We start from the raw sequence: 24,065 nt of genomic DNA on the forward strand, positions 1-24,065 counted from the left end.
AGGTGGCATCAGATGTTCAGTTGATATTATTAGCCTAACTTTTTTCATGTTACTGATTTTAAAAACCTGTAAATCCACCGTACAATCGTATTAGCCAAATCGTGATTTGGGTCATTTGGTCCGTGTATAGCAAGACACCTGTGACGACCATTAATGCTCCGCCAATCTTCATCATTTGAGATGAATATTTCAGAACCCATTTAACTTTACCTATAAAGAACGCCATAACAAAGAACGGAATACTAAATCCAAAGGTATAGGCTATAACATACCCTAAAGCTTGATTCGGATTGGTAACACCGAGTGCAAACACTGCGGAGAGTATCGGTCCAATGCAAGGTGTCCAACCCGCTGCATATACGGTTCCGACAAGAACTGAACCCAGATAGCCCGTCGGTTTTTTCTTCATCTCGAATCGAAACTCTTTCATTAATAACCGAGGTTGAAATATATTTAACATGATGAGACCCATTAATATTACGATGACAGCTCCTAATTGCCTGATTAGGTCTTGATAATCCGAAAATAATCCACCGATCCAGCTAGCAGAGAGACCTAGCGCGAGAAAGATTACTGAGAATCCGATAATAAAAAAGAGAGTGTGAACAAGCGCCGAACGATGAAGAACTCCCTTCTTCTCCGTCAAATCCTTAACGGATACCCCGGTAATGTAAGATACGAATGAAGGATATAACGGCAAGCAGCAGGGGGAGATGAAAGACAAAAAACCGGCACCGAACGCAAGCCAAAAGGTAATATCCGTGGTGTTCACTGTGACCTCCTCTATGTTGAAGCATTTCTTGCTATTAAACTTCTACCTTCTTCTCCTGGTTGGATTGACGCAACGTATGAAGAAAAATGAGTGCACAACCTACTACTATGAAGCAATCGGCTACATTGAAGATCGGATAATTAATGAGACGGAAATGCAGCATATCGACTACTTCACCTTTAAAGGCTCTGTCGACAAAATTGCCCATGGCCCCGCCCAGAACAAAAGATAACCCTACGGAAAGTAGTTTGTGCTCAACATAAACTTTCCGCAAATAAACAAGAATCCCGATTACCACTGCAATCGTCACGACGATGAAAAATATTCTTTGGTTTTGCAAAATTCCAAATGCAGCCCCCCGATTTCGGTGAGAAGTCAGGTGAAAAATGTTCGGGATCAGTGGAATCGATTGACCTATACTCATATAAGTAACCACAGCCCACTTCGTCAATTGGTCGGCTGTTAAAGCTAAAACGGCGAGAACATAATAGCGAAGCAATCTACCACTCCCCCTTGGATAATCAAATAATAATTTAAATATTATTTTATACTTGGTCCCATTGTCAAACCACTATTTTATTTCAAGGCTCTCTTTAACTCCTTGTACCAAAGGTTGCGATGAACCAATACTTCACTTACATCATTCATTTGGCTTGGATACTGGAATTCACGTTACGCGACACATACATCATGTCCTTCTGCTATACTCAGATCAGCAGGAATCGCAACTCTAACATCGACAATGACGTTAAACCCGAATCCGATCGATCTACCTGGGGCACCGAGATAACTAATTCCGTTAGCTGTTTCATCTTTACTTCATCGACGTTTTTCTCCATTAAATATCTATCGAAGAACGCCCCATATGAATACCCAATCTGAGTACGAAATAAGCAACGATCATCCCGGCGATCGGGTCACCGTACATCAGGATCCTGATGTACGGTGACCCGTCATTGCGAGAACAATACCAACCACCGGAGCAAGCGAGGCGTACACGTCGGCTAAATGATCGTATGCCGTTTGCGATCAAAGCCCCGCTGTTTATTTTCTTGCCGATTACACATGGTATACACATAAAGCCATTTACTTCCAGGCCAGAGAGACCGCTGCCGCACCAAGGACAAGCAAGTTCGCCTGGTGAGGTGGTTGCATTAGTGCAGCTTTAATGCAGCCAGTATCAAAATCGCTTGCTACAATGCCAGCCCCAATCACTTCCGCTTTACCGTGTCCATAGGGGTGATCGAGATCCGGTGCTTTTTTAGATATCATCATCGAAACGAGCGCAGCTGCCGTAGCGAATACATCTCCAGCGTTATGTGCACCATCCGCAAATTAAGTACCTGGCCGCTAAATAAAAAACAATTGCGAACTTTGCGATCGTCAGGATAATGTTGCTAATTAAACTAATCCAAATCGCAAACACAGACTGTTGTCGGTCGGATATCATCTTAGGAACCCCTAATGTAGTGCGGTGTTGTTGTTAACGAATTTGGAATGCAACCCAGGAACTGTTGAGGTACTTGTGTTTGCAATAAATTCGTCCATTTTACACCTTACTCAAAGCAAAAGAGCCAGGAGGTGTTTCCCCTGACTCCTCAATGTGTCTGGGCAATGGATCTTATTCCCTGACTCGCATAAGTCGCAAGCCATACAGCGCAACCAGAAGCGTTGCCCCCATATCTGATAGGATCGCAATCCAAAGCGTCAACCAACCCGGGATAACCAGCAGTAAGGCAATAAATTTTATCGCTAGGGCAAAGGTAATGTTTGTTTTAATCGTACTCAACGCTTTGCGACTCAGTTTAATGGCAAAAGGAAGTTTCCTTAAATCGTCACCCATTAAGGCAACATCTGCGGTTTCCAGAGCGGTGTCCGTTCCGGCCCCACCCATGGCGATCCCGACAGTTGATGCGGCTAAAGCGGGAGCATCATTCACACCATCGCCAACCATAGCTACGTTCCCGTACTCGGATCTCAGCTGTTTAATATAATCTAACTTGTCCTGTGGCAGCAGTTCGGCTTGAACATCCGAAACACCGACATGGGAGCCGATTGCACTTGCCGTCCCCTTGTTATCGCCCGTAAGCATGATGGTTTTCTTAATGCCAAGTTGGTGTAACTTCTGGATGACTTCCTTACTCGATTCCCGCACTTCATCCGCAACCGCAATCACGGCCAGCATTTCTTTATCCGTTCCAATCACCATCGCTGTCTTGCCTTCATTTTGAAGGGCGGTGACGTTTTGCTCGATAAGATTAGAACTCGAGGCTAACATTTCCTTAAAGAGCTTCGGACTTCCGATATAGTATGTCGTCCCGTTTACACTACCCTTAATGCCTTTACCTGTGATCGAGAAAAAATCATCAACCACTACGTCGGAATAAGAAATGTTCTCCTCCTCTGCTTTTCTCATGATAGCTGAAGCGAGAGGATGCTGGGAGCGATACTCCAACGCCGTAATGATGGACAATAGTTCCTTTTCATTCATTTGCTTGCTGATTACGTTAAAATCCGTCACAACGGGAACTCCCTTGGTGAGGGTGCCCGTTTTATCAAAGGCAATGGCCTTTAACGCACCCATCTCCTCCAAATAAACGCCGCCTTTAATCAGAACGCCCTTCTTGGCCGCGTTTCCGATCGCGGAAACAATGGATATCGGCGTCGAGATGACCAGTGCGCAAGGACAACCCACAACGAGAACGGCAAGGCCTTGATAAATCCACGTTGCCCATTCTCCACCGAGGAACAGCGGCGGGATGACAGCAACCAACGCGGCAATTACCATGATGATCGGAGTGTAATACTTCGCGAACTTTTCAACGAAAGCTTGGGACGGCGCGCGTTCGCCTTGCGCCTCCTCAACAAGATGAATTATTTTCGAGATCGTCGTATCTTCGACCAGTTTGGTTACCTTTACCTCCAGCAAGCCTTCTTCATTGAGAGTTCCCGCAAATACATCGTCATCAACCGTTTTCTCAACAGGTACCGATTCGCCGGTGATGGCTGCTTGATTAACGGCGGAGTATCCGCTAACCACCACGCCGTCCATCGCGATTTTTTGGCCGGGTTTGACGATCATGATGTCTCCGACCGCTATATCATTGACATGGACCATCATTTCTTGACCGTTCCGTTTCACAAGGGCTTCTTTCGGAGCGATGTCCATCAAAGAACGTATGGATTGCCTAGCCCGATCCATGGAGAAACGCTCTAGCGCTTCACTGATGGCAAACAGAATGACAACAATTGCAACTTCCGCCCATTCCCCAATTATTGCCCCGCCGATCACGGCTACTGTCATCAGGGTCTTCATATCAAAATCAAGGCGAATCAAATTTTTAAAACCGATTTTAAAGAGAGAATACCCGCCGATCACCATGGAGGACACAAACAGCAATATCGAGACGATATTTTCTTCACCGTTAATGTTATTCGATAGATAACCAAAGACCAATAATAAAGTTGCGTTCAGTAAAGTTTGGTGCTTTTTGAAGAAAGGTTCCTTTATCTCTTCTTTGACTTCCTTCGTCACTTCCCGTGCCGTTTTCTCAGACATCACCTTGAGGTTCTCGAAAGCACCAGCTTTCTCGAGTTCTTCGATCGTAGCACTCCCATAAACGGCGATTTTTGAAGCGCCGAAATTCACCTTTGCATCTTGGACTCCGGGGAGTTGCTTTACATTATTCTCAAACTTTCCCGCACAGTTCGCACAGGTAAATCCCTGAATGCGGTAAATATTTTGTTCTCCCTGAAATCCTTCTTGTTGAGCCACTGTAATTACCTCCTCCACTCAATTTTTAGTTATTTAGTCACCAAAGTATTATGATCTTGGTGTTCAATGGCTAAACGGATCATTTGCCTCAGTTGCTCGTCTTCCAGTGAATAAAACACCAATTTTCCTTCTTTACGATAATTCGCAATTCCCATGTTACGAAGTAATCGAAGGTGATGCGACGTTGCTGCCATACTGGAGCCGATAATGTTGGCCACATCACAGACGCATAACTCGTCTTCATCGCACAGGGCATACGCAACCTTTAGCCGCGTATGGTCTGCAAGCACTTTAAAGATTTGCGCCATATCCTGAAAATCATTTTTGCTTAATTTTTCCCGGACTCGATTGACCTTATCCTCGTCATAACAAAAGATCTCACATGTATCTTGGTTCTTCAATTTCCTTCACCTCAATCTAATGTTCATTTGATTATTATATTATGCTTGCGTCTTTGGTTTGTCAAAGGCAATCAAAACTAAATATGAATGGGATGGCCAAGGGCAACTTCTGCCGCTTCAGCCGACAACTCTCCAAGAGTCGGATGCGCGTGAATCGTGAGGGCTAAATCTTCCATGGTCGTTCCCATTTCAATCGCCAAGGCAATTTCCGGAATCAAGTCGGACGCGTTTGTGCCGACAATTTGCCCGCCAAGGATCAAACCTGTTTTCTTATCGCCTACCAGTTTGACGAATCCCTCGGACGCACTCAAAGAGAGAGCACGCGCATTTGCCGCAAACGGAAACTTACCCACCATGATGTCATATCCATTCTCTTTGGCTTCAGGTTCACTAAGTCCTACGGAAGCAATTTCCGGATCGGAAAACACGACCGCAGGAATCCCTTTATAGTCGAAAGCACTTGGTAGCCCAGCTATGGCTTCAGCAACCACTTTTCCTTCATATGAAGCTTTATGCGCCAGTGCAGGGCCAGGAATAATATCGCCAATCGCATAAATATGAGGAATTGACGTTCGCCCTTGTTGATCGACTTCGACCAGTCCCCGGTCTCCAATTTTTACCCCAATCCGGTCAAGACCGAGTTCGCCATCAGTATTGGGTCGGCGTCCTACTGTCACAAGAACATAATCGGCCATCACTTGTTGTTCGGTCTGATCTACCGTAAAGGTAACCGTGATTTTATCAGCCGACTGTTGGGCGGATTGAGCCATGGCGTTCGTATGTACCGTAACGCCAAGGGAATCCAGATTTTTTTTGACAATCCGGGTAATTTCACTCTCGAATCCGGGTAGAATCGACGGTGAACCTTCCAAAATGGTTACGTTCGTGCCAAACTTCGCGTACATTTGGCCTAGCTCAATACCGATATAACCACCGCCGATGACGACCATCCGCTCAGGAATTTCGGTAAGGGTGAGTGCTTCCGTGGAGGACAAAATTCGATTTCCATACGGGAATGCTTTTAATTCAATTGGGCGCGATCCGACAGCAACGATACAATCGTCAAATTGGTATCGGAGCGATTCTTGTTCATTATAGAGACGGGCTTCCCGATCATTTATGAACAGCGCCTCTCCTTTGAAGACCGAGATTTCATGCTTTTTGAGTAAGGATTGAATACCCGTTTTGAGGCGATTCACCACTTTCGACTGTTTCCACTGTTGAATCTGTGAAAAATCAATGTCAACGCCTTTCGCTTTTAAGCCGGATATGCCGCTTTCCAGCATTTGTTCATAACGATGCGCTGCAGATATCAGTGCTTTGGAAGGCACGCAGCCGCAATTGAGACATACACCTCCGAGTTCCGATTTTTCCACCAGCAATACTTTCTTGCCGAGCTGCGCGGCTCGTATAGCTGCAACGTAACCCCCAGAACCACCGCCGATTACCAACAACTGAGTGTGCATGCTTGCGTCACCTACTACCATTGTGTTTCCCTCCAGTTCTTCCCTTCGATTTTCGTGAACGTTATCCAAACAGCCTTATGAGATACGCAAATGAATCACCATGCAGCATGATCGAAATGCCCAATGCGATAAACACCAGTGGAACAATGACGCTTCCGTACTTTTCCAGAATCTTTAGAATGGCCGGGAAGCTTGCCAGCCGATATGCCAGGAAACACCATACCGCTACCATCAAAAGGAACACAATCGCAATGGATAAAAGTGACGCATTCCCCTGGGTCGTAAAATACGGGATGTATATACCCAGGTTATCCCCCCCGTTGGCAAAGGTAATCGCAGCGACTTTACCAGTTAGTGGTCCAAACAAACGATTGTTTGATTGTTGTGACTTTAGATCGCCCAATTTCTCAAGCGCTTCCTCTGCCTCATCTTCTTCCTCCTTTTTGAGGAACATTCGGATACCGAGATAAATTGGTATCAGCCCGAGAAAACCGGCCCATTCGGGTGGCAAAAATGTAAAACCGAATGCCCCTAATAGGCTCAATATAACGAGCAATCCGAACCCAAGATATTGTCCTAGAACAACTTGTGTGTGCCGTGCTTTCTCAATCTGTGCGAAAAAGATCATGAGCACAAAAATGTCGTCAACGTTTGTCACGATGAACGTGCCAATAGCGGAAAGAATTAGTGTTAGTGACATTGCGATTTGCTCCATCCAATTTTAGATTTACATGTTCTTATATCCAAATAATTATATGATTAAACGTTACGATTTAACAAAGATTTACTCCAGCCAGCTATTTGGGGCAGTAGGCACGAAGCTAACTCACCGCAATGCTGGTTTATTTTTTCGCTTTGTATAAAGAAAGAGTTCCGTATACTGTCATGAACCTATCCGTCTCTTTAGATTTAGCAAACCCGGCCTTATCGATAATTTGCGGTATCAGGCCATTTACATTATCTGCTGTCGTTTTAAAACCATCGAGGATTTGGATCGAAAGGAACGCAACGCGCATGAGCCGATTTTGTGCCTTTCCCCAATCCGCTATGTGAAGTTCACCTTGTGGTTTAAGTACACGTAAAATTTCTTTTAGTGTTCGGAGTTTATTTTCTAAAGTCAAATGATGAAACATTAGACTCGTGACAACACGATCAAATGAAAAATCAGGGTAGGGTAATTCAAACGACATCCCTTGATTAAACTTGATGTCTAATTTCATGTTCTCCGCTTTTTTCTCTGCAATTCGGAGAACATTCGGATCAATATCGAGTCCAGTAACTTCTATTTTCGGGTAAGCTTGTTTCAAAAGAAGGGTTAATGTACCAGTCCCGCACCCTAGATCAAGCACTCGCTGCCCTGAATCAACTTGAATCTGTTTAATTAATTTGTTCTTAAAGGTAGACTCCCTCATTGTCCATCGTAATATCGGATCATATAGTGATGTTAGCCAGTGAAATCTCAGAGCTGGTAAAAAATCTTTATTGTCTTCTTTACGCATCTTTCACCTTCCATCCGGCCATTTTGCCAGGAATAAGTGAACTTCGTACCTCACGGACTCTTGGCTCGTATATAAATCACATGAGTCCCTTTCTTTCTCGCTCATATCCTCACCCCAAGTGGTAATTTGATTACTATCATACATCAAATCATTCATACAATCAAATAAATATTTGATTGTTTTTCTTGGAAAGTTTCCGAGTTCCGAAAAAGTTATTGGCATTGGAACTTCGACACAATCCAATATTTATTGCTTCATTTTATTAGGAAAGATAGACTGAAACTAGAAACTTAGTTCCGATACTGACCATTTTAGGAACTTTTCTTGGAGGGGATCATGTGAAGCGAAATTGGGATCTGGAGGAGTTAATTGAGCATTTTACGTTTCTTCCTAACGAAATGCAGCAAGTTGGCAATAAGTCGGGGGAGACTCGGTTGGGATTTGCTGTTCTGTTTAAGTTTTTCCAATATGAAGCGCGATTCCCTTTTCATAAACTTGAAGTCCCCAAAGCTGTTGTTCAATACATAGCCAAGCAGATCGAAGCACCAGCGGAGTTATATGCACAATACGATTGGACTGGCCGTTCCATCACCTACCATCGAACACAAATCAGGGAGTTCTTTGGCTTTCGTGAGGATACCATTCAAGATGCTGATGAGGTAATCGATTGGCTGTGCAAAAGCGTGTTATTCCAGGATCACTACTTCGAGCATTTAGTTGTGACCGTATACCGGCGATTTCGGGAGATGAAAGTTGTACCGCCTACACCTGATCGCATTGAGCGACTTATCAGAGCCGCTATCCGTACATATGAGGGACAATTTTTCCAAGCCACACTGGAAAAATTGCCTATGTCATCTCTGTCCAAATTGGATTCACTCGTAGATAGTATCGCATTTCTGGACGAAGACCAGGACGGCTCTAGCAGCGATGAGGGACTACTTTCTTTTCAGGAGCTAAAGGCCGATCCGGGTAAACCAGGCGTCGAAAGTGTGCTAAGGGAAATAAGCAAGGTGCGAACAATTCGAAATCTGGAGCTTCCGGATGATCTGTTTCGTGATATCCCTCATAAAGTTTTGACCAAGTACCGGCAGCGGACCGCGACAGAGGATCTCCGGGAACTTCGCCGTCATCCTGATCCGATCCGTTACACATTGTTGGCGGCATTCTTCTGGCTAAGGAGTATGGAGATAACGGACAATTTGATCGAGTTGTTTATTCAAATCGTACATCGGATAGGAGTACGGGCAGAACGTAAAGTCGAAAAGGAAATCCTGAATGACTTACGAAAGGTAAGTAATAAGTATGGCATTTTATTCAACATGGCCCAGTCTGCCGTCAACAATCCGGACGGGGTAATTCGTGATGTCATTTTCCCAGTCGTTAATGAGCAAACATTACGAGATTTGATAAAAGAATTCAAACACACTGGACCTGCTTACCGGGAGAAAATCCATACCATTATTCGAGCTTCCTATGGGAGTCATTACCGCCGTATGGTTCCCGAAATATTAGGCATCCTGGAATTCCGATCAAACAATGAAGTGCATCGGCCAGTGATTCGTGCATTGGAGTTGGTCAAAAAATATTCAGATACTGGCCATCATTATTTGCCGATGTCCGAAGAAATCCCGGTAGATGGTGTAATCCGAACTGTTAATAAAGAAATCATTGTTGAGAAGGACGAGAAAGGCCAAGAGCGGATTAATCGGATGAATTATGAGATAAGCGTCCTGCAAGCATTAAGGGAAAAGCTTCGTTGTAAGGAAATATGGGTGGTCGGAGCGAACCGGTATCGGAATCCAGACGATGACTTGCCAACAGACTTTGAAGAACGACGAGAAGAAAATTACAAAGCTCTAAAGCAACCTTTGGATGCGGAAGCATTCATTGCAACGTTGAAGCAAGCCATGAAAGATGGATTAGAAACGCTCAATACCGGTCTCCAGAAAAATCCTAAGGTTCGGATCACGGAGAAGGGAAACGGTTGGATCAGCTTGTCTCCGCTAGAGCCACAAGCAGAGCCGGTAAATTTATCGCGGATAAAATCTGAGTTGCTTCGGCGCTGGCCGATGACAAGTCTCTTGGACATTTTAAAAGAAGCCGATCTCCGTGTTGGATTTACGGAAAAATTCAAGACTGTTGCTGTACGTGAAGCGTTAGGCCGGGATACGCTGCAAAAGAGACTCATTTTATCCCTTTATGGACTCGGGACAAATACCGGCTTGAAACGTGTGAGTGCCGGTGAGCATGGAGAAAGCTACAAAGACTTGCTGTACGTCCGGAGGAAATTCATTCATAAGGATAATCTTCGAAACGCAATTTCCGAAGTGGTGAATGCCATTTTTCGCGTGCGGATGCAGGATATTTGGGGTGATGCTACGACCTCCTGTGCATCGGATTCTAAAAAATTTGGTGCATGGGATCAAAATCTGATGACCGAATGGCATATCCGGTACCGCGGCCGCGGCGTTATGATATACTGGCACGTTGAGAAGAATTCGACATGCATTTACTCACAGCTCAAATCGTGCTCCTCCTCTGAAGTGGCTGCCATGATGGAAGGATTGCTTCGTCATTGCACCGAAATGGAGGTCGAGAAGAATTACGTGGATTCACACGGCCAGAGCGAGGTTGCGTTCGCATTTTGTTACCTTTTGGGCTATCAGCTCATGCCACGGCTCAAAACGATTCATTCACAAAAACTATACCGGCCCGAACCAGGCATGACGGATGCCTATTCGAATTTGCAACCGGTGCTAACCCGCCCAATCAACTGGGAGCTGATTCGGCAGCAATACGATCAAATGATGAAGTACGCTACGGCATTGCGCCTTGGAACCGCCGAAACGGAAGCAATCCTGAAGCGATTTACCCGCAATAATTTAAAGCATCCGACCTATCAAGCATTGGGTGAACTCGGCAAAGCAGTCAAAACGATATTCCTATGCGACTACCTTCACTCGGAGGAGCTGCGCCGTGAGATCAATGCAGGCTTGAATGTCGTAGAAAACTGGAACTCGGCCAATAGCTTTATTTTTTACGGCAAAGGCGGAGAAATCGCTACCAACCGGTTAGAGGATCAAGAGTTGGCCGTATTGTCTCTTCACCTTCTGCAAAATTGCCTGGTGTACATCAATACCATTATGCTGCAAAGCATCCTATCCGACCGTAAATGGTTCGATATGATGACTCCGGAAGACTTGAGGGCGCTTACCCCGCTGGTCTACACGCATGTAAACCCTTACGGCACATTTAGACTGAACATGAGTGAACGCCTTCCTCTGGAAGAAGGTGTTATTGCGTGAGTGAAAGACGAATATCCCCGAAGCGCAAAGCGAAGGAGCTGGCGAAGTATCTCCGGGGGGAACGGCCAGATTATGCTTATCTCAAAAGCCTATTTCAGCATCTTCGAGCAGAACTGGAGGTAGAGGTTCCAAAAACAGCGAAGAAGCTCCCCTATGTACCTACAGAAGAAGAGCTTAAGCGCTACTACGATGTGGTTTGGCAAGCGAAGAACTTTCAAGACATGATGATCGTCAAGACACTCCTATATACCGGCGTTCGGGTAAGCGAGTTGATCAATATCAAGTTATCTGATGTTGATTTCCACTACTGCCAAATCCGGATTAATAAGGGCAAGGGGAGCAAGGATCGCATTGTCCCTTTCCCTCAATTGTTCAAGGAAATGCTGGCCATGCACGCTGATTCAATGAAAAAGAAGCAGGCGGTTTACCTGTTCGAATCATCGTGGAAGAAAAAATATACGGATCGGGGAATACGAAAGATTTAGGCCAAATATTCGGAGGAAGCCGGCCTTGTACAAAGTCTGTCGCCACATAAGCTACGACATTTCCTTTTGACCTGGCTTAAAAAGCAGGGCATCGATGACGCACTCATACAGCCTTATTCCGGCCATGAAAGCCGTAAGTCACTGGAGGTCTATTCAAAGTTGGCGATCACCGATGCTCAGCAGGAGTACAACGAGGTTATTAATAAATTCCCCATTTAATATCCATCTACTTTGCGGGTGGTATCAGCTTCGCTGGTACTACCCCATTTAGTTAGTTTATTGAACCCCTTGTATTGATTACGTGATAGTATTTACTCAGCTTGGACGTGGAAATGAGAAACTTATGCTTGCATTATTTATGGTTGTTTTTGGGGAGGGTACAGCACAGATTGTGAAGGTTGGGCCTTTCCTGGAAGCTTTCTTGTTTCTAATTGCACTTCCGATCCTAATTGCAATATTAACTCAGATGTGGGTAAACGGGGATTGAAAGGAATGGCGTTCTTCAGTTCACTGCATGGCTTCCGGTGCCTTTCATGGCTTTAGTTCTGTTGGTAGTAGTTGCTTCTCAGATAGACAATGTGGTTAGCGATTTTCAATTGGTCTTAGCAGTAGTGCCGATTTATATTTTGTTTCATATCTTTATGCCTATTTTCTCAACGATGGTAACGAAACTATTTAAACTAGATGTTGGTGCGAGCCGAGCTGTTGTATTCAGTTCAGGTACAAGAAATTCATTGGTAGTCTTACCTTTGGCTATCGTTACCAAGTGAATACGCCGTAATAACTGCTGCAGCTATAGTAACCCAAAACTATAGTGGAGTTAGTTATGGAGTTATTCTATATTAAAATTAATCCGTCATTTTTGATAAAGGAAAAGAGCAGCCAGTAACGCTGCTTTTTTTGTTGAGATATACCTCCGGTTATCCCAGAAAATAATGCGGGTCACTGTAGTCCTTTATTAAGGTTATTTTGGCAGAACTTATTCATTGAAATATAATCTCTGTTTCGTTACGTTAATCAGCTCGTTAGCTGAATGAAATAGGACTACAATATTGTTAGACAATAATCTAGAATAATCATGTCCACTAACAGTATTTATTTGGAGTATGTTACCAAAATACAAAACTTAAAAGTGAAAAAGGACTTTGTATACTGTTGTCGAATTTCATAATATGGAAGAGAACCGAAAAAACCTAGGAGGTAAAAGCATGACTGAACCGTTAGGAATTGCTAAAAAATACAGCCGAGAAATCCAGGATATCGGAAACAAGCTAACAGACCTTGAAAACGGACGTATTTATGAGAAAACAGGTGCTCAAATGGACGGCTATCTTACAACAAACATTCAGCAACTCAGAAAAATGCTTACGGAGCTGATCTCCAAGATTGACAATCAAGATCCTTCGAGAAACGAAGAACTAGCAGAAGCTTTAGGAAGAATTGAGAGACCATAAACCTAGGAAGGAAGCTGTTGAGCTTCCTTTCTGTGGTTCACAAAGAGAAATCATTAAAAAGAAATCTTTAAAAAGGTTCTTGTCTCCCCTTCCATTACCTTGAATTCTCCGCTTAAATTCATCGATGTAATCCAATGCCAGATTCATTGAACTGATCACTCCTCTTAACAAGAGTACAATAATGCTAGGCATTAGTAACTGCTTGTGCTACCTACCGGTTAGCTTAATGAAATAGCACCTGAAACAAATTAGATGTTTATCTAATCAGACAAGTAACCAAGTTCTTGTCGTCTGACATCACCTTCGCGTATCAGAGGTCATGTCTATCATAATGGCAGCTATTATCCGGATTCTCATTTGGCCATCTCGTCAGCGACCCTAGCCCCAAAGTTATCTAGCCATTCCCATTCCGATAAACACCGTTAAATCAAAACAAAAAAAACCACATCAGTTGATGGGGGAAAACTTATCCTTCAAGATTTTTCTTTTTTGGAGCTGACGCTGTGGCAATATATTCCCTTTTTCTTTTCTGATTTCCTCTAATCTGGAAGATAAGGATATTCGTTTGTTTCCCTTTTTATATTCATTCTCTTGCTCTAAACAATCTTTTATTAGTTCGATCATTGGACCATGCTTTACTTGTTCAAAACCAATTCTTGGCGCTTCATACCATCGCTCCCAATCTCCCATCCTAAAGGTTAAACTATGTCCGGCTTGATCAGCTACTATCCGAAGCCACTGTCTTTGTGTTCGACCATTCCCTTCAATAAATGGATGCGCTGCGTTAATCTCATTAACAATCCGCGCTATTTTTCTTGCGAATTCCTCTCTAACCAAGCCCCTTAAGTAATTTTCTCTTTTTAATTTCTCTAATTGTTCTTCCATCTATATTTTTATGTTCTCAGGTGGAGCATAAGGAGCCGGTCCTCGTCCTGTCGTGTAATCTCTTTGTTTTCCCGCCCATGTGTAAAGATCCTGAAATAAATGATGATGCAAAGCAAGAAACCTTTATATGATAATTCTTGTGCTATTTTCGGAAGAGGCTGGCGCATACGTTCCATGTTATAAAATAATTCTGCCTGCTCTAACAATTTTGGATCACGTATATCTAGCTTATTTTTAAAAACCTCGGTTCCAGGGTAAAGATAAGATTGATAGATCTTTTCCTCACGATTAGTACGGCGGGAGGAAAAAGCTATTCAGCTCCCTTCTCCTTTGCTTTTATAAATTCTCCAATCCTATGAAGTCTCTCGTTTATGTCGTTAATCCCCTCACGATCTAACTGTAATACAAACGCTTCAATATCCTGATTAGGAGTGACACCTTCAATAACATGTCGACCTTGATCTGCTCAACTCTCCATGCAATATCCTTCGGATCATTTGATGAGAACCTGCTTTTACTCATGAATTTATCTCACTCCCCACGTCTTTTTTGCTGCACTATTTCTCTTGCTTCATCAATGGTGTAACCACGCCGTACATATATATTTTCTTCTAGATATTCGATATGACGATTAACTTTTCCAGGCATTGTCTCAGGGCTCCAGTTTTCTTGAATGGCTCTCTTGAGGAAGTTCAGTGGAGATTTAACCGGACGCGGAGATTGACGCATAATTAAAAGCAGCTCTAGCACACGTTCAAACGGAATCGATTTCAATAATTCGATAACTTCGAAGCTTGGATATGTAAGAGTGGCTATTTGATAAGCCGTTGCAATTTCCTTAACACTTCCTGTTTCCAAGATCAATCACCATCCTTTCCAAACAACTTAATATTTAATTTGTTTCAATATAACGAATGACTTCTTCTGGACTTTTAACACATTCAACATCTAAACAAATCATTAGATTATAAACCCCAACTTTGTACTCAAAATCAGTAACTTTTTGCACTTCATACCGCTTATTTCCACCACTTGCGACTCCACCAATCGTATAACTCTCTCCTGTAGTAAGCGATTGGATCGTGTTCTTATGCACTTGGCTAAGTATCATTTATCTAATTCTCTCCTATTCTTTATATATCTTCATACCAGTCAATTCAGTTATCAGGATTGTCTAATCTCTTCCTTAATATTCCTTATTCATATCCAACTAATCGATTCTACTGCTGCCGCTAAATCCTCCATACCAGGTGTAGTGTAGATCATCGTCATCTGAATATTCGGTGTCCCGTCTTTCTTATAATGCCCCATCAACATGGCCACTTGCTGCAGATCATTACCTGCACTTATCAAATCATGCCCAAACGTACCTCTGACATAGACGCTGCCGGCACGAGCACTTATCGTAACTTCACTTTTTAGAAGATCACAAAGCTCATGAACCCGAAGACCTGCTCGAAGCATCAGAAGCACGATAGCATAATCCCTTTTACTGTTCAGGCCCCTGACTTCCCGAAGAAAAGCATTTTGTTCATTACGACTCAGCCATTTCGGTGATCTTCTTGCTGCCGGCGGTTTTTTAATTGGCCCTACTGGATTATCCGGAATCAGACCTTGCTCTGCAAAGAAGCGGAATATCATATTTAAATGTACAAAGGTGAGCTGCATCGAACTTGGTTTTGCAGGTTGCCCTCCTTTCCCTCCGGAGAGAAGCATTTATCGTTTATAATATGAAATATCTTTTTGGGTGGCTTCACCTGCATCTTTTAAATCTGGATCCAAATCTTTCATCCATTTCTCAAACTTGTTCCAGCTCGATATGTAATTTGAAATGGTTCGCTGGATACTCCTGACTGACGCAGTTGCTTCTCGAACAATCCGAACATCGTAGACATTTTAAGACTCCTTCATTTCGCCACTATAGAAGATGACGAGTATTGCTCTTTACCTCCGACACCGATTAGAGAAGAAAGAACCTTGGCATAAAATAACGTTAAAAATTTTTTATTAAATATCATAATATTATTTGAATTCAGAATTTATATTTTAATTTCGTAGAAATTCAGCAGACACAATCGTATTGCTCCATTACACATCTATACTGTATGAGTCAAACTTCAAATTCGAAATGTCTACTCTTGTTCTGGCTCCAAAGTAAAGTAGTCTTTTATTGAAACCCCGCCTTCTTCCATATCTTTGTTGTCTTTCACCATCTTATATCTCGCTCCTTCAATAACAGTGACGTCTTTTTTGCTTTCATTCTTGAAAGTATAACTAACTATTGTATCAGTATCTGAGTCTTCTACCTTGACGGTACCAGATAAGTCTGATTGAACTGTTGTTTGTGACTTTATACACCCCTGCCCCGTTAGCTAAATAAAAATAAAAATAAAGCAGTTGCCAACCAGCAACTGCTTAATAAATATTATACTTAAAAGTGGCGAAGCCTATCTGGTTATAAGCGTCTACCTAAATATAATTTTTAGGTACAGTTGACAATTAGAATTATGCCCATAACTAATGGTGTGATCAAAGAGACGAGAATCGTATGTTTCTGTAAGATAGGAACAGTAAGTTTAGCATTAGGAGAAATAATCTGTTGTAGTCGATAATTTATAGCTACATGAGCAAGATGAACACCTTTAAACAGTGGTTCTCTTTTATGTTCCTTGATCAAACTTAATAAGACGTTCCCTATCTGTCTTGTACTCTTCATTTTCTTTATTACAAATTGATCTGCTTTTAATTCCATTTGAACTTCATAGTAGCTAACTAAACTTTTTATCACCGGCAGAAAAATATAACATTCGGATAGTATTTTTAAAATAACCGTATAAAAGGGATGACGTTTAAAACAATGATAATATTCGTGGTAAATAATTGCCCTGATTTCCTCATCATTAAATTGATCTAAAAGACTCGTGGAAAGGAAAATGTCTGATTTAAAGAATCCAGCTGACATTGCTATTTTGTTTGGATGTGATACCACTTTTATTTTTACATTTAGTGAGTTGTATTTTTCTGAATATTCATTAGATAACTCTTGCACCTCCATTTGGGAGAAGAGTTTCTTCATATTCGTATAACGTAAGTATTGATTAAATACTTGATACCCAAACGTAATAACTGAAAAGGTGATAAAAGCATTGATAATCATTTCGGCAGTTACATGATTTACAAACATATCCTTAATTGCAGCTTGAAGCAATAAAAATATATTATCGTTACTTGGTACATCTTGAAGTTGATGATATATAACATAGCCCATCTGAAAAATAACCAGACTACATATAACTATCCCCACGAACAAAGCCCGCTTTGGATCAATCAGTATCTTCGAATAACTATTCATTTTTTAATTCCTTCAATTTATTTTCTAGTTGTTGAATCAGTTCAGGGTCCGCTTTGTCCAAACTTTCAATTAAATTACGAACCATATATGAACCGAAATCAGCAATTAGTCCATCAGTGACTGCTTGAGTTTGCGCCTGAATAAATTCTTCTTTCGTAGTAGGGGCGGAGAAATAAGTTAATCTTGTTCTTCCCTGGCCACTTGATTCTTTTATTAAGTATTCTTTATCAGTTAGTCTTGTCATAACGGTCATGACTGCGTTCAGTGAGATAGGAGATTCAGCGTTTATTAACTCATGGACTTGTTTAATCGTCATTTTTCCCTTGCTCCATAAAACCTCCATAATTCTGGCCTCTAACGAACCAAAAAATTTATTGATACCTTCTTCATCTAGATGGAATCTCTTTACTCTCATATTTTCGCTACCTCTTCCAGAAGAGTTTCATTCATATTTAAGTTGATGTTTCTAACTACAAACTATAGTTTAAACTATTTTTAAGACCTATGCCAATTTAATTAAGCAGCACAATACCATAATAAGATCCATGTTCATATAAGATAAAAGTGCGTTACAAGAGATCGCACTCTTGAAACGCACTTTATTATCTGATCTATACAAAGTAAAATCCTATCTTTGATCCTGCCATTATGAATCATTATTATACCAAGAAACGTTTTGACTTCTGCTAGTCCATTTGCTTTATAAATAACTCAATGGGTTTTGAGGAGTTCCATTTACACGTACTTCAAAGTGCAGATGTGGGCCTGTTGAATTCCCTGTTGAGCCCACTTCAGCGATTTTTTGACCACGGGATACAGATTCACCTTCTTTTACTTGAATACCGTTCTCCCTAATGTGAGGATATAGAGTCCATAAACCATCTCCATGATCAACGATAACTGTATTACCATATCCACCATACCATTCTGCCATAATGACTACGCCATCTTCTGCTGCATATATACTCGTACCCTGAGGAGCAGCAAAATCCGTCCCATTATGCATTTTTCCTACCTCACCTGTTATGGGGTGAACACGTGGCCCAAAGTTTGAGGAAATGGTTGCACCTTGAATTGGCATTCCTAATACTCCGCTTCCTCCATTTGAATTGCTTGAAGAACTACTCGAGCTCGATCCAGAATTAGAAATGGAAACCTTCTGCTGTGCTTTCTTTCTTGCAGCCTCTTCTGCCGCCGCTTTCGCTTTTGCAGCTCTTGCAGCCTGCTCTTCTTTCAGCTCGTTTTTTTCCTGAACAAGAGCTGAACGTTTAGACGCAATTTCGACCAGCATTCGATCTTGCTTATCACTAAGTTCACTTTGTGTTTCAATTTCTTTCTCATATCCGACAATAAGTGCCTGCTTCTCTTGCTCCTTGCTAGCTAGCTCTGCCTTATGTGCTTTCTTCTCTGCATAGAGTTGTTTATGCTCCGCATATTGGTTATCAAGCTCTTGCTTCTTCTCTACAACAAGCTGCTTATCTTTCTTGTGCTCGACTAATAGATTTTGGTCTTGGTCTACAATCATTTTCAAAGAATCCATACGCTGAAGAAAGTCAGTGAGGCTTGTAGATGATAACAACACATCCAAATATGAAACTGTACCGTCGGTGTACATCAAACGCACTCGGGATTCTAGTAAGTCTTCACGAGCAACAATTCTTTCTTCTGCAGCTTGCAATTCTTTCTTTGTTCTGCGCAAATTTCCTTCCGTTGTTTCAATATTGTACGAGACAATCGCAAGCTCATTACTTACGTTTTCTATTTGCTTCATGATGCTCTTCAAATATGTCTCTTGTTTTTGCTTATAGTAAACGGCTTCCTGTTTCTTCTTTTCAGCTTTTTCTTGCTCCGATATTGCCGAATTAGACTGTTGTTCGAGCTTTTCCAACTCATTATCAATATCACTGATGCTTGACGCTGCATAACTATAAGCAGGGCTAAATACAGTGGCCGTAATTAAACTTATTGCTAGAGCAGTTGCTGTCTTTTTCACCTTAGTTCCCATCCTTATACATATTATTTTATATTCAAATTGTGTCTTTCACTGAGAAACCTTTTAGGAGATTTGCAATTAACATGTAAATAATTCAAATATACTTGTTTTAAGTTGACTTATGGGTTGTTAGAGTTATGACATTATTTGTCTTGAATCGTCTCAAAATCATTAAAATCCCTAAAATATTGCCGTGTTTACAATCGAAGAATAGCGAATTATTAAAATTTTGTTACCTTACATAATGTAGTTTATTTCACTCTACCTTGTCAACCTCTAGCAGACGACAAATAACGACAGATTGTTAATTTACCTGACAGCAGAGAAAACCCCTAAAAAGGAATGTTAAGGTTTCCTTTAGGGGCCATTTATGTAGTTTCCATGTCGACCTAATTGTTAGAGTAACTGCTTTAAATAAAGATACAAATCAAACAACCTTAGTCCACCCATTTAACCGTGTACTAAGGTTGTTTTGAATGTGAATAGAATATGAATCTTTAAGACACTAGTGTTAGCAATCCAACAAAAGAAACAATAGTAAATAAAAGTCCACAGGTGAGAGCAGCATAAGCTGTACTGTTCTTTCTAAAAATAATATACATCCATACAATACTAACTAGAGCTATAACATAAAGTATTAAGGAAAAGAGGTTTAAATTAAAGTTAACGGGCACCTGCACTTCACCATCTGTTAACCAAAGATACAATCTTGATGCGGATAAAGACATCATTTGAGGATCCAAATCATGCGGTGCAACCTGTTGATTCATAAATCCGGTCACAGTAAAGATTAGTATAATAAATACACCTTCAACTATAACCCATTTTCTCGGATTGAAAGCCGGATTGTTCAACTTCTTTTTAACTAAAAAACCGTTAAAGAAAGCAATAAATAAAAGTGGAATAACCAAAAGATGTTTTAACAACAATGATTGACCATAAGAAGTCACCCATGAATTCAAATAATTGGGATCCGTTCTCATATTTAATAGAAGTCCAGATAATAAAATTATCAACATAGCTATGATAGCAAGTGGATGATACCATGACAAAAAAGATTTCCATTCCTCAGTTTTTTTCGAAATGTACATACCAGCAGTGATAAGAATACCTGCCCAAACAGCAACCGAGAATAAATGGATAAATTGCGGCCAAAAACCAACCGGTCCAAAATAAGAGGAAGCATGGCTGGACCATGATAATGCTCCAACAATAGAGAGTATTAATCCAAACAGCAGTATATTGCTATTTGTACTGATTTTACCCTTCCTTGCTACCAGTACACTGATTAACAAACCAGTTAATATCAAGGTCCATATATAAGCTTTTCCTTCAGCAAAAGATAACATGACATTTTTAAAAATAAGGCCGAAACCTGCATCGTCTGAAAAAAAGAGAATGATCCTAAGTACGGGTAGAAATGAGAAAAGAGCAACTCCTAGAGCTGCTAGGATAAACAATTTATTAGGTATTTTGACTGACTTATGAAATTGCGAAACAAGTACTCCTCCAAATAAGACAGACAAACAACTATAGAGAAAGGGCTCTCCTAACCAATACCAGCTCATTGTTTCCTCCGTTTTCTTTGTCTCATTAATGCTGCCATCACAATGATGAGGATAATCCCTGCCCCAACATAATACCAAGTATTGCTGTTACTCTCTTCTGAGGGAAGAGCCTGGATAGATGGAATTTCCTCCGTGTTTGGTTTAGTTTCGATATTTTCAGTGGTCTCGGTGGTATCAAAATTCTCCGTCAATTCACTTTCTGAGCTTGACGCTGTTTGCTCCTCAGGTAGGTCCACTGTGAAATTATATTCGCCTTCAATTGGATGACCGTCTTTCCCGACTATTTTCCATTCAACCGTGTATTCACCATTTTTAAGATCAGTTCCGTCCGTAATATGTCTCTCCATCCTATTGGTCTCTAGGATTATATCATTCAAAGGGACCTCTTGGTTATTTTGATCAAACAACTTAAAAGAGCTTAACGCTTCTATACTAGTATTAAATGTTAAAGTAATTTCACTAAATTCTGTGGTCACTACCTCACCATCTGTAGGGAAGGATTCTTCAATTTGAGTATGGGCAAGAGCAAGTGATGGAAAGTAGAAAAATAAAGCACCTACCAAAGCAATAATTATGACTTGATAACTTTTTTTCATTCGAAACATTCCTTTCTAATCAAAATTAATCTAATTTAGACTAACACATGAAGATATGTTCATTCAATAATATAAATGATGTATTATTGTATACTTAAAGAACTTTTATAGAAAGAAGTAAAGGAGCATCTCTAAAACAGTTCATAAAAAAACACCTTAATTAAGAGACAGGTTACTATTGCTAACCCCTGTCGTTTACTTAAAGGTGTTTATGCGAAGCTTAATTATATAATTATGAACTTTTTAATACTCGTACTGCATTTAGTACTGCCAATAAAGTGACTCCAACATCTGAGAATACCGCTTCCCACATACTTGCAATGCCGAATGCACCAAGCAGCAAGAAAATAGCCTTCACTCCGAGAGCAAAAATAATATTTTGCCACACTATTCTTCTTGTCCTTTTCGCTATCCGAATAGCCGTTGTGATCTTTGATGGCTCATCGGTCATAATTACAATATCCGCAGCCTCAATGGCAGCATCAGAGCCAAGTCCGCCCATAGCAATGCCTACATCTGCCCTCGCCAATACCGGTGTATCATTAATTCCATCACCAACAAATATGATTTTCTCTTTAGGCATTTTTTCTTGATCTAATTTTTCAATTTCTTCTACTTTGTTCTGTGGGAGCAACTCTGCATGCACTTGGTCTAATCCAAGCTGACGTCCGACCGCTTCACCCACTGTTTTAGAATCTCCGGTGAGCATGACTGTCTTTTTGATTCCAAGCTCCTTCAATGAATGAATAGCTTCTAAAGAATCTTCTTTCACTTCATCTGAAATGACTATATACCCTGCATATTCCCTGGCAATGCCCATATACACTATCGTTCCTAAGTCAGCTGGTTGAGTATAAAGAATTTGTTCTTTATCCATTAGTTTTGCATTACCAGCAAGTACTTCTTTTCCATCAATATTCACCTTGATACCATGTCCTGAAATTTCATTATAGTTCTCTAGCTCATCCTCATTAATTTTCTCACCATACGCATTTCTAATGGATTCGGCTATGGGATGAGTTGAGTGAGCCTCTGCATATGCTGCATATTTCAAAAGCTGTTCTTTAGAAATCTTCCCTGCAGGTTGAATATTTGTGACCGTGAATGCTCCCTTTGTCAATGTGCCAGTCTTATCAAAGACGACATATTTCACATCATTAAGGGCTTCTAGGTAGTTACTCCCTTTCACCAGAACTCCATTCTTTGATGCTGCTCCAATTCCTCCAAAGAAGCCAAGTGGGATAGAGACCACTAATGCGCAAGGACAAGAGATAACTAAAAATACAAGTGCACGGTATACCCATTCTGAGAAAGTAGCCCCACTTACAATGAGAGGAGGAACCACAGCAAGCAACACAGCAATGATCACTACCACTGGAGTATAATAGCGGGCAAATTTTGTAATAAAGTTTTCTGTCGGGGCTTTTTTGCTGCTGGCATTCTGAACTAAATCCAAAATTTTGGATACAGTAGATTCAGCGAATTCCTTTGCTACCTCAACCGTTAACACACCATTTTTATTAATGAAGCCACTGAGTACATCGTTACCTGGCTCCACTTCTCTTGGGACAGATTCTCCGGTTAGAGCGGAAGTATCCATAGCAGATACACCTTCAATAACCTTGCCATCTAACGGAACCCTTTCCCCAGGCTTTATCAGAATTATATCTCCGATCTTCACTTCTTCAGGAGATACACGTTTTATTTCGTTATCTATTTTTAGATTCGCATAATCTGGGCGAATATCAAGGAGAGCGCTGATCGATTTTCTAGAACGATTTACGGCAATGCTTTGGAACATCTCACCAACTTGATAAAATAACATGACAGCCACACCCTCGGGATACTCTTGGATCGCAAAAGCACCCACCGTTGCAATGGTCATCAGAAAGTTTTCATCAAAAACTTGACCCCTGACAAGATTTTTAACTGCCCTCCATACAATGTCGCCGCCAATAATGATATAAGATAATGCAAACAGCGAAAATTCTATATAGCTCGAAAAAGAAAAGAACCAAGCACCTGCAGCAATAAGGGTACCGGTAATTAACCGGATTAACATGCGTTTGGTGTTCTCATTTCCATCATCGTGGGAATGATGGTGAGCCTCTTCATGACTATGATCTGCTTCTGTATCCTTGGAATTACTCGCCGATGAAGATTTACCTTTTTCAATTACACGTATATGAGGCTCTAATGCCTTCACCTTTTCTTTGGCTTTTATTACAATGCTTTCTTCTCTTCCCTCTTGAGTCTCTAAAGTTAAAGTTTTAGTTACGAAATTCACTGAACAGGTACTAACTCCATCAATTTTCTTAACGCCATTTTCAATCTTCATAGCACAGTTCGCGCAGTCTAATCCATCTAATACTAACTCTTTTCTAACCCTCTGTAGCTGTGCCTCCATGTGATCACTCCTCTCAAAAGCTAAACTCAATATATGAACAAATACTCATACGTTTGTTTAAACACATTATACGCAAATGAAAATTTAATTGTCAATAATTTGTA

The 24,065-nt window shown here is 41.1% G+C and carries 21 protein-coding genes and 1 pseudogene; 3 read left to right on the plus strand and 19 right to left on the minus strand.

Annotated features, from left to right (window positions below):
- Nucleotides 1-58: 58 nt before the first annotated feature.
- From ACFQ3J_RS20625 to ACFQ3J_RS20660, 8 genes are all read right to left on the minus strand, one after another.
- Complete coding sequence (locus tag ACFQ3J_RS20625) at nt 59-772, minus strand: cytochrome c biogenesis CcdA family protein (RefSeq protein WP_379293781.1); 714 nt, start codon at nt 770-772, stop codon at nt 59-61.
- A gap of 34 nt (nt 773-806) precedes the next feature.
- Entirely contained in the window at nt 807-1,271 is a 465-nt protein-coding gene (gene lspA, locus ACFQ3J_RS20630) for a signal peptidase II (RefSeq protein ID WP_379293783.1), read from the minus strand.
- Between the two features lie 587 nt (nt 1,272-1,858).
- Nucleotides 1,859-2,047 carry a hypothetical protein gene (locus ACFQ3J_RS20635; protein ID WP_379293785.1) on the minus strand — a complete coding sequence of 63 codons (189 nt, stop codon included), beginning with the start codon at nt 2,045-2,047 and terminating at the stop codon, nt 1,859-1,861.
- A gap of 346 nt (nt 2,048-2,393) precedes the next feature.
- Complete coding sequence (locus tag ACFQ3J_RS20640) at nt 2,394-4,547, minus strand: heavy metal translocating P-type ATPase (RefSeq protein WP_379293787.1); 2,154 nt, start codon at nt 4,545-4,547, stop codon at nt 2,394-2,396.
- A 29-nt stretch (nt 4,548-4,576) separates the two neighbouring features.
- Nucleotides 4,577-4,948, minus strand: a complete 372-nt coding sequence (locus tag ACFQ3J_RS20645) for an ArsR/SmtB family transcription factor (protein ID WP_379293789.1) — start codon at nt 4,946-4,948, stop codon at nt 4,577-4,579.
- 77 nt (nt 4,949-5,025) lie between these two features.
- Entirely contained in the window at nt 5,026-6,435 is a 1,410-nt protein-coding gene (gene lpdA, locus ACFQ3J_RS20650; RefSeq protein ID WP_379293791.1) for a dihydrolipoyl dehydrogenase, read from the minus strand.
- Nucleotides 6,436-6,475: 40 nt separating this feature from the next.
- A complete protein-coding gene (locus ACFQ3J_RS20655) occupies nt 6,476-7,114 on the minus strand; it encodes a CadD family cadmium resistance transporter (RefSeq protein ID WP_379293793.1) in 639 nt (212 codons plus the stop codon).
- Between the two features lie 142 nt (nt 7,115-7,256).
- Nucleotides 7,257-7,913, minus strand: coding sequence for a class I SAM-dependent methyltransferase (locus tag ACFQ3J_RS20660; protein ID WP_379293795.1), 657 nt, complete (start codon nt 7,911-7,913; stop codon nt 7,257-7,259).
- 338 nt (nt 7,914-8,251) lie between these two features.
- Here ACFQ3J_RS20660 and ACFQ3J_RS20665 point away from each other — a divergent pair, with 338 nt between their 5' ends.
- The 3 genes and pseudogenes from ACFQ3J_RS20665 to ACFQ3J_RS20675 all read left to right on the plus strand — a co-directional run bounded on the left by ACFQ3J_RS20665 (nt 8,252) and on the right by ACFQ3J_RS20675 (nt 13,160).
- Entirely contained in the window at nt 8,252-11,221 is a 2,970-nt protein-coding gene (locus ACFQ3J_RS20665) for a Tn3 family transposase (protein WP_379293797.1), read from the plus strand.
- Nucleotides 11,218-11,925, plus strand: a pseudogene (locus tag ACFQ3J_RS20670) (tyrosine-type recombinase/integrase). The gene ACFQ3J_RS20665 and the pseudogene ACFQ3J_RS20670 overlap by 4 nt, the downstream one beginning before the upstream one ends.
- Before the next feature lie 989 nt (nt 11,926-12,914).
- A complete protein-coding gene (locus ACFQ3J_RS20675) occupies nt 12,915-13,160 on the plus strand; it encodes a hypothetical protein (RefSeq protein ID WP_379293799.1) in 246 nt (81 codons plus the stop codon).
- Nucleotides 13,161-13,607: 447 nt separating this feature from the next.
- Here ACFQ3J_RS20675 and ACFQ3J_RS20680 read toward each other — a convergent pair whose 3' ends face one another.
- The 11 genes from ACFQ3J_RS20680 to ACFQ3J_RS20730 all read right to left on the minus strand — a co-directional run bounded on the left by ACFQ3J_RS20680 (nt 13,608) and on the right by ACFQ3J_RS20730 (nt 23,961).
- The gene (locus tag ACFQ3J_RS20680) at nt 13,608-14,045 is read right to left on the minus strand and encodes a Fic family protein (RefSeq protein ID WP_379293801.1); all 438 of its coding nucleotides are present in this window, start codon (nt 14,043-14,045) and stop codon (nt 13,608-13,610) included.
- 393 nt (nt 14,046-14,438) lie between these two features.
- Nucleotides 14,439-14,567 carry a hypothetical protein gene (locus ACFQ3J_RS20685; RefSeq protein ID WP_379293803.1) on the minus strand — a complete coding sequence of 43 codons (129 nt, stop codon included), beginning with the start codon at nt 14,565-14,567 and terminating at the stop codon, nt 14,439-14,441.
- Nucleotides 14,568-14,576: 9 nt separating this feature from the next.
- Nucleotides 14,577-14,903, minus strand: coding sequence for a hypothetical protein (locus ACFQ3J_RS20690; protein ID WP_379293805.1), 327 nt, complete (start codon nt 14,901-14,903; stop codon nt 14,577-14,579).
- Between the two features lie 34 nt (nt 14,904-14,937).
- The gene (locus ACFQ3J_RS20695; RefSeq protein WP_379293806.1) at nt 14,938-15,156 is read right to left on the minus strand and encodes a hypothetical protein; all 219 of its coding nucleotides are present in this window, start codon (nt 15,154-15,156) and stop codon (nt 14,938-14,940) included.
- A gap of 89 nt (nt 15,157-15,245) precedes the next feature.
- Nucleotides 15,246-15,713, minus strand: coding sequence for a tyrosine-type recombinase/integrase (locus tag ACFQ3J_RS20700; RefSeq protein ID WP_379293807.1), 468 nt, complete (start codon nt 15,711-15,713; stop codon nt 15,246-15,248).
- A gap of 814 nt (nt 15,714-16,527) precedes the next feature.
- Nucleotides 16,528-17,349 carry a M56 family metallopeptidase gene (locus ACFQ3J_RS20705; RefSeq protein ID WP_379293808.1) on the minus strand — a complete coding sequence of 274 codons (822 nt, stop codon included), beginning with the start codon at nt 17,347-17,349 and terminating at the stop codon, nt 16,528-16,530.
- Nucleotides 17,350-17,389: 40 nt separating this feature from the next.
- Nucleotides 17,390-17,812, minus strand: a complete 423-nt coding sequence (locus tag ACFQ3J_RS20710) for a BlaI/MecI/CopY family transcriptional regulator (RefSeq protein WP_379293809.1) — start codon at nt 17,810-17,812, stop codon at nt 17,390-17,392.
- A gap of 285 nt (nt 17,813-18,097) precedes the next feature.
- Nucleotides 18,098-19,390, minus strand: coding sequence for a murein hydrolase activator EnvC family protein (locus ACFQ3J_RS20715; protein WP_379293810.1), 1,293 nt, complete (start codon nt 19,388-19,390; stop codon nt 18,098-18,100).
- 497 nt (nt 19,391-19,887) lie between these two features.
- The gene (locus ACFQ3J_RS20720) at nt 19,888-20,958 is read right to left on the minus strand and encodes a copper resistance D family protein (RefSeq protein WP_379293811.1); all 1,071 of its coding nucleotides are present in this window, start codon (nt 20,956-20,958) and stop codon (nt 19,888-19,890) included.
- On the minus strand, nt 20,955-21,554 hold the full coding sequence (locus ACFQ3J_RS20725) for a copper resistance CopC family protein (protein ID WP_379293812.1): 600 nt from the start codon (nt 21,552-21,554) through the stop codon (nt 20,955-20,957). Before ACFQ3J_RS20725 ends, ACFQ3J_RS20720 begins: the two co-directional genes overlap by 4 nt.
- A gap of 232 nt (nt 21,555-21,786) precedes the next feature.
- Nucleotides 21,787-23,961, minus strand: a complete 2,175-nt coding sequence (locus ACFQ3J_RS20730; RefSeq protein ID WP_379293813.1) for a heavy metal translocating P-type ATPase — start codon at nt 23,959-23,961, stop codon at nt 21,787-21,789.
- Nucleotides 23,962-24,065: the final 104 nt, after the last annotated feature.

Origin of the sequence: Paenibacillus provencensis (assembly GCF_042678545.1) — a bacterium.
In the GTDB taxonomy this organism is placed as follows: Bacteria; Bacillota; Bacilli; order Paenibacillales; family Paenibacillaceae; genus Paenibacillus; species Paenibacillus provencensis.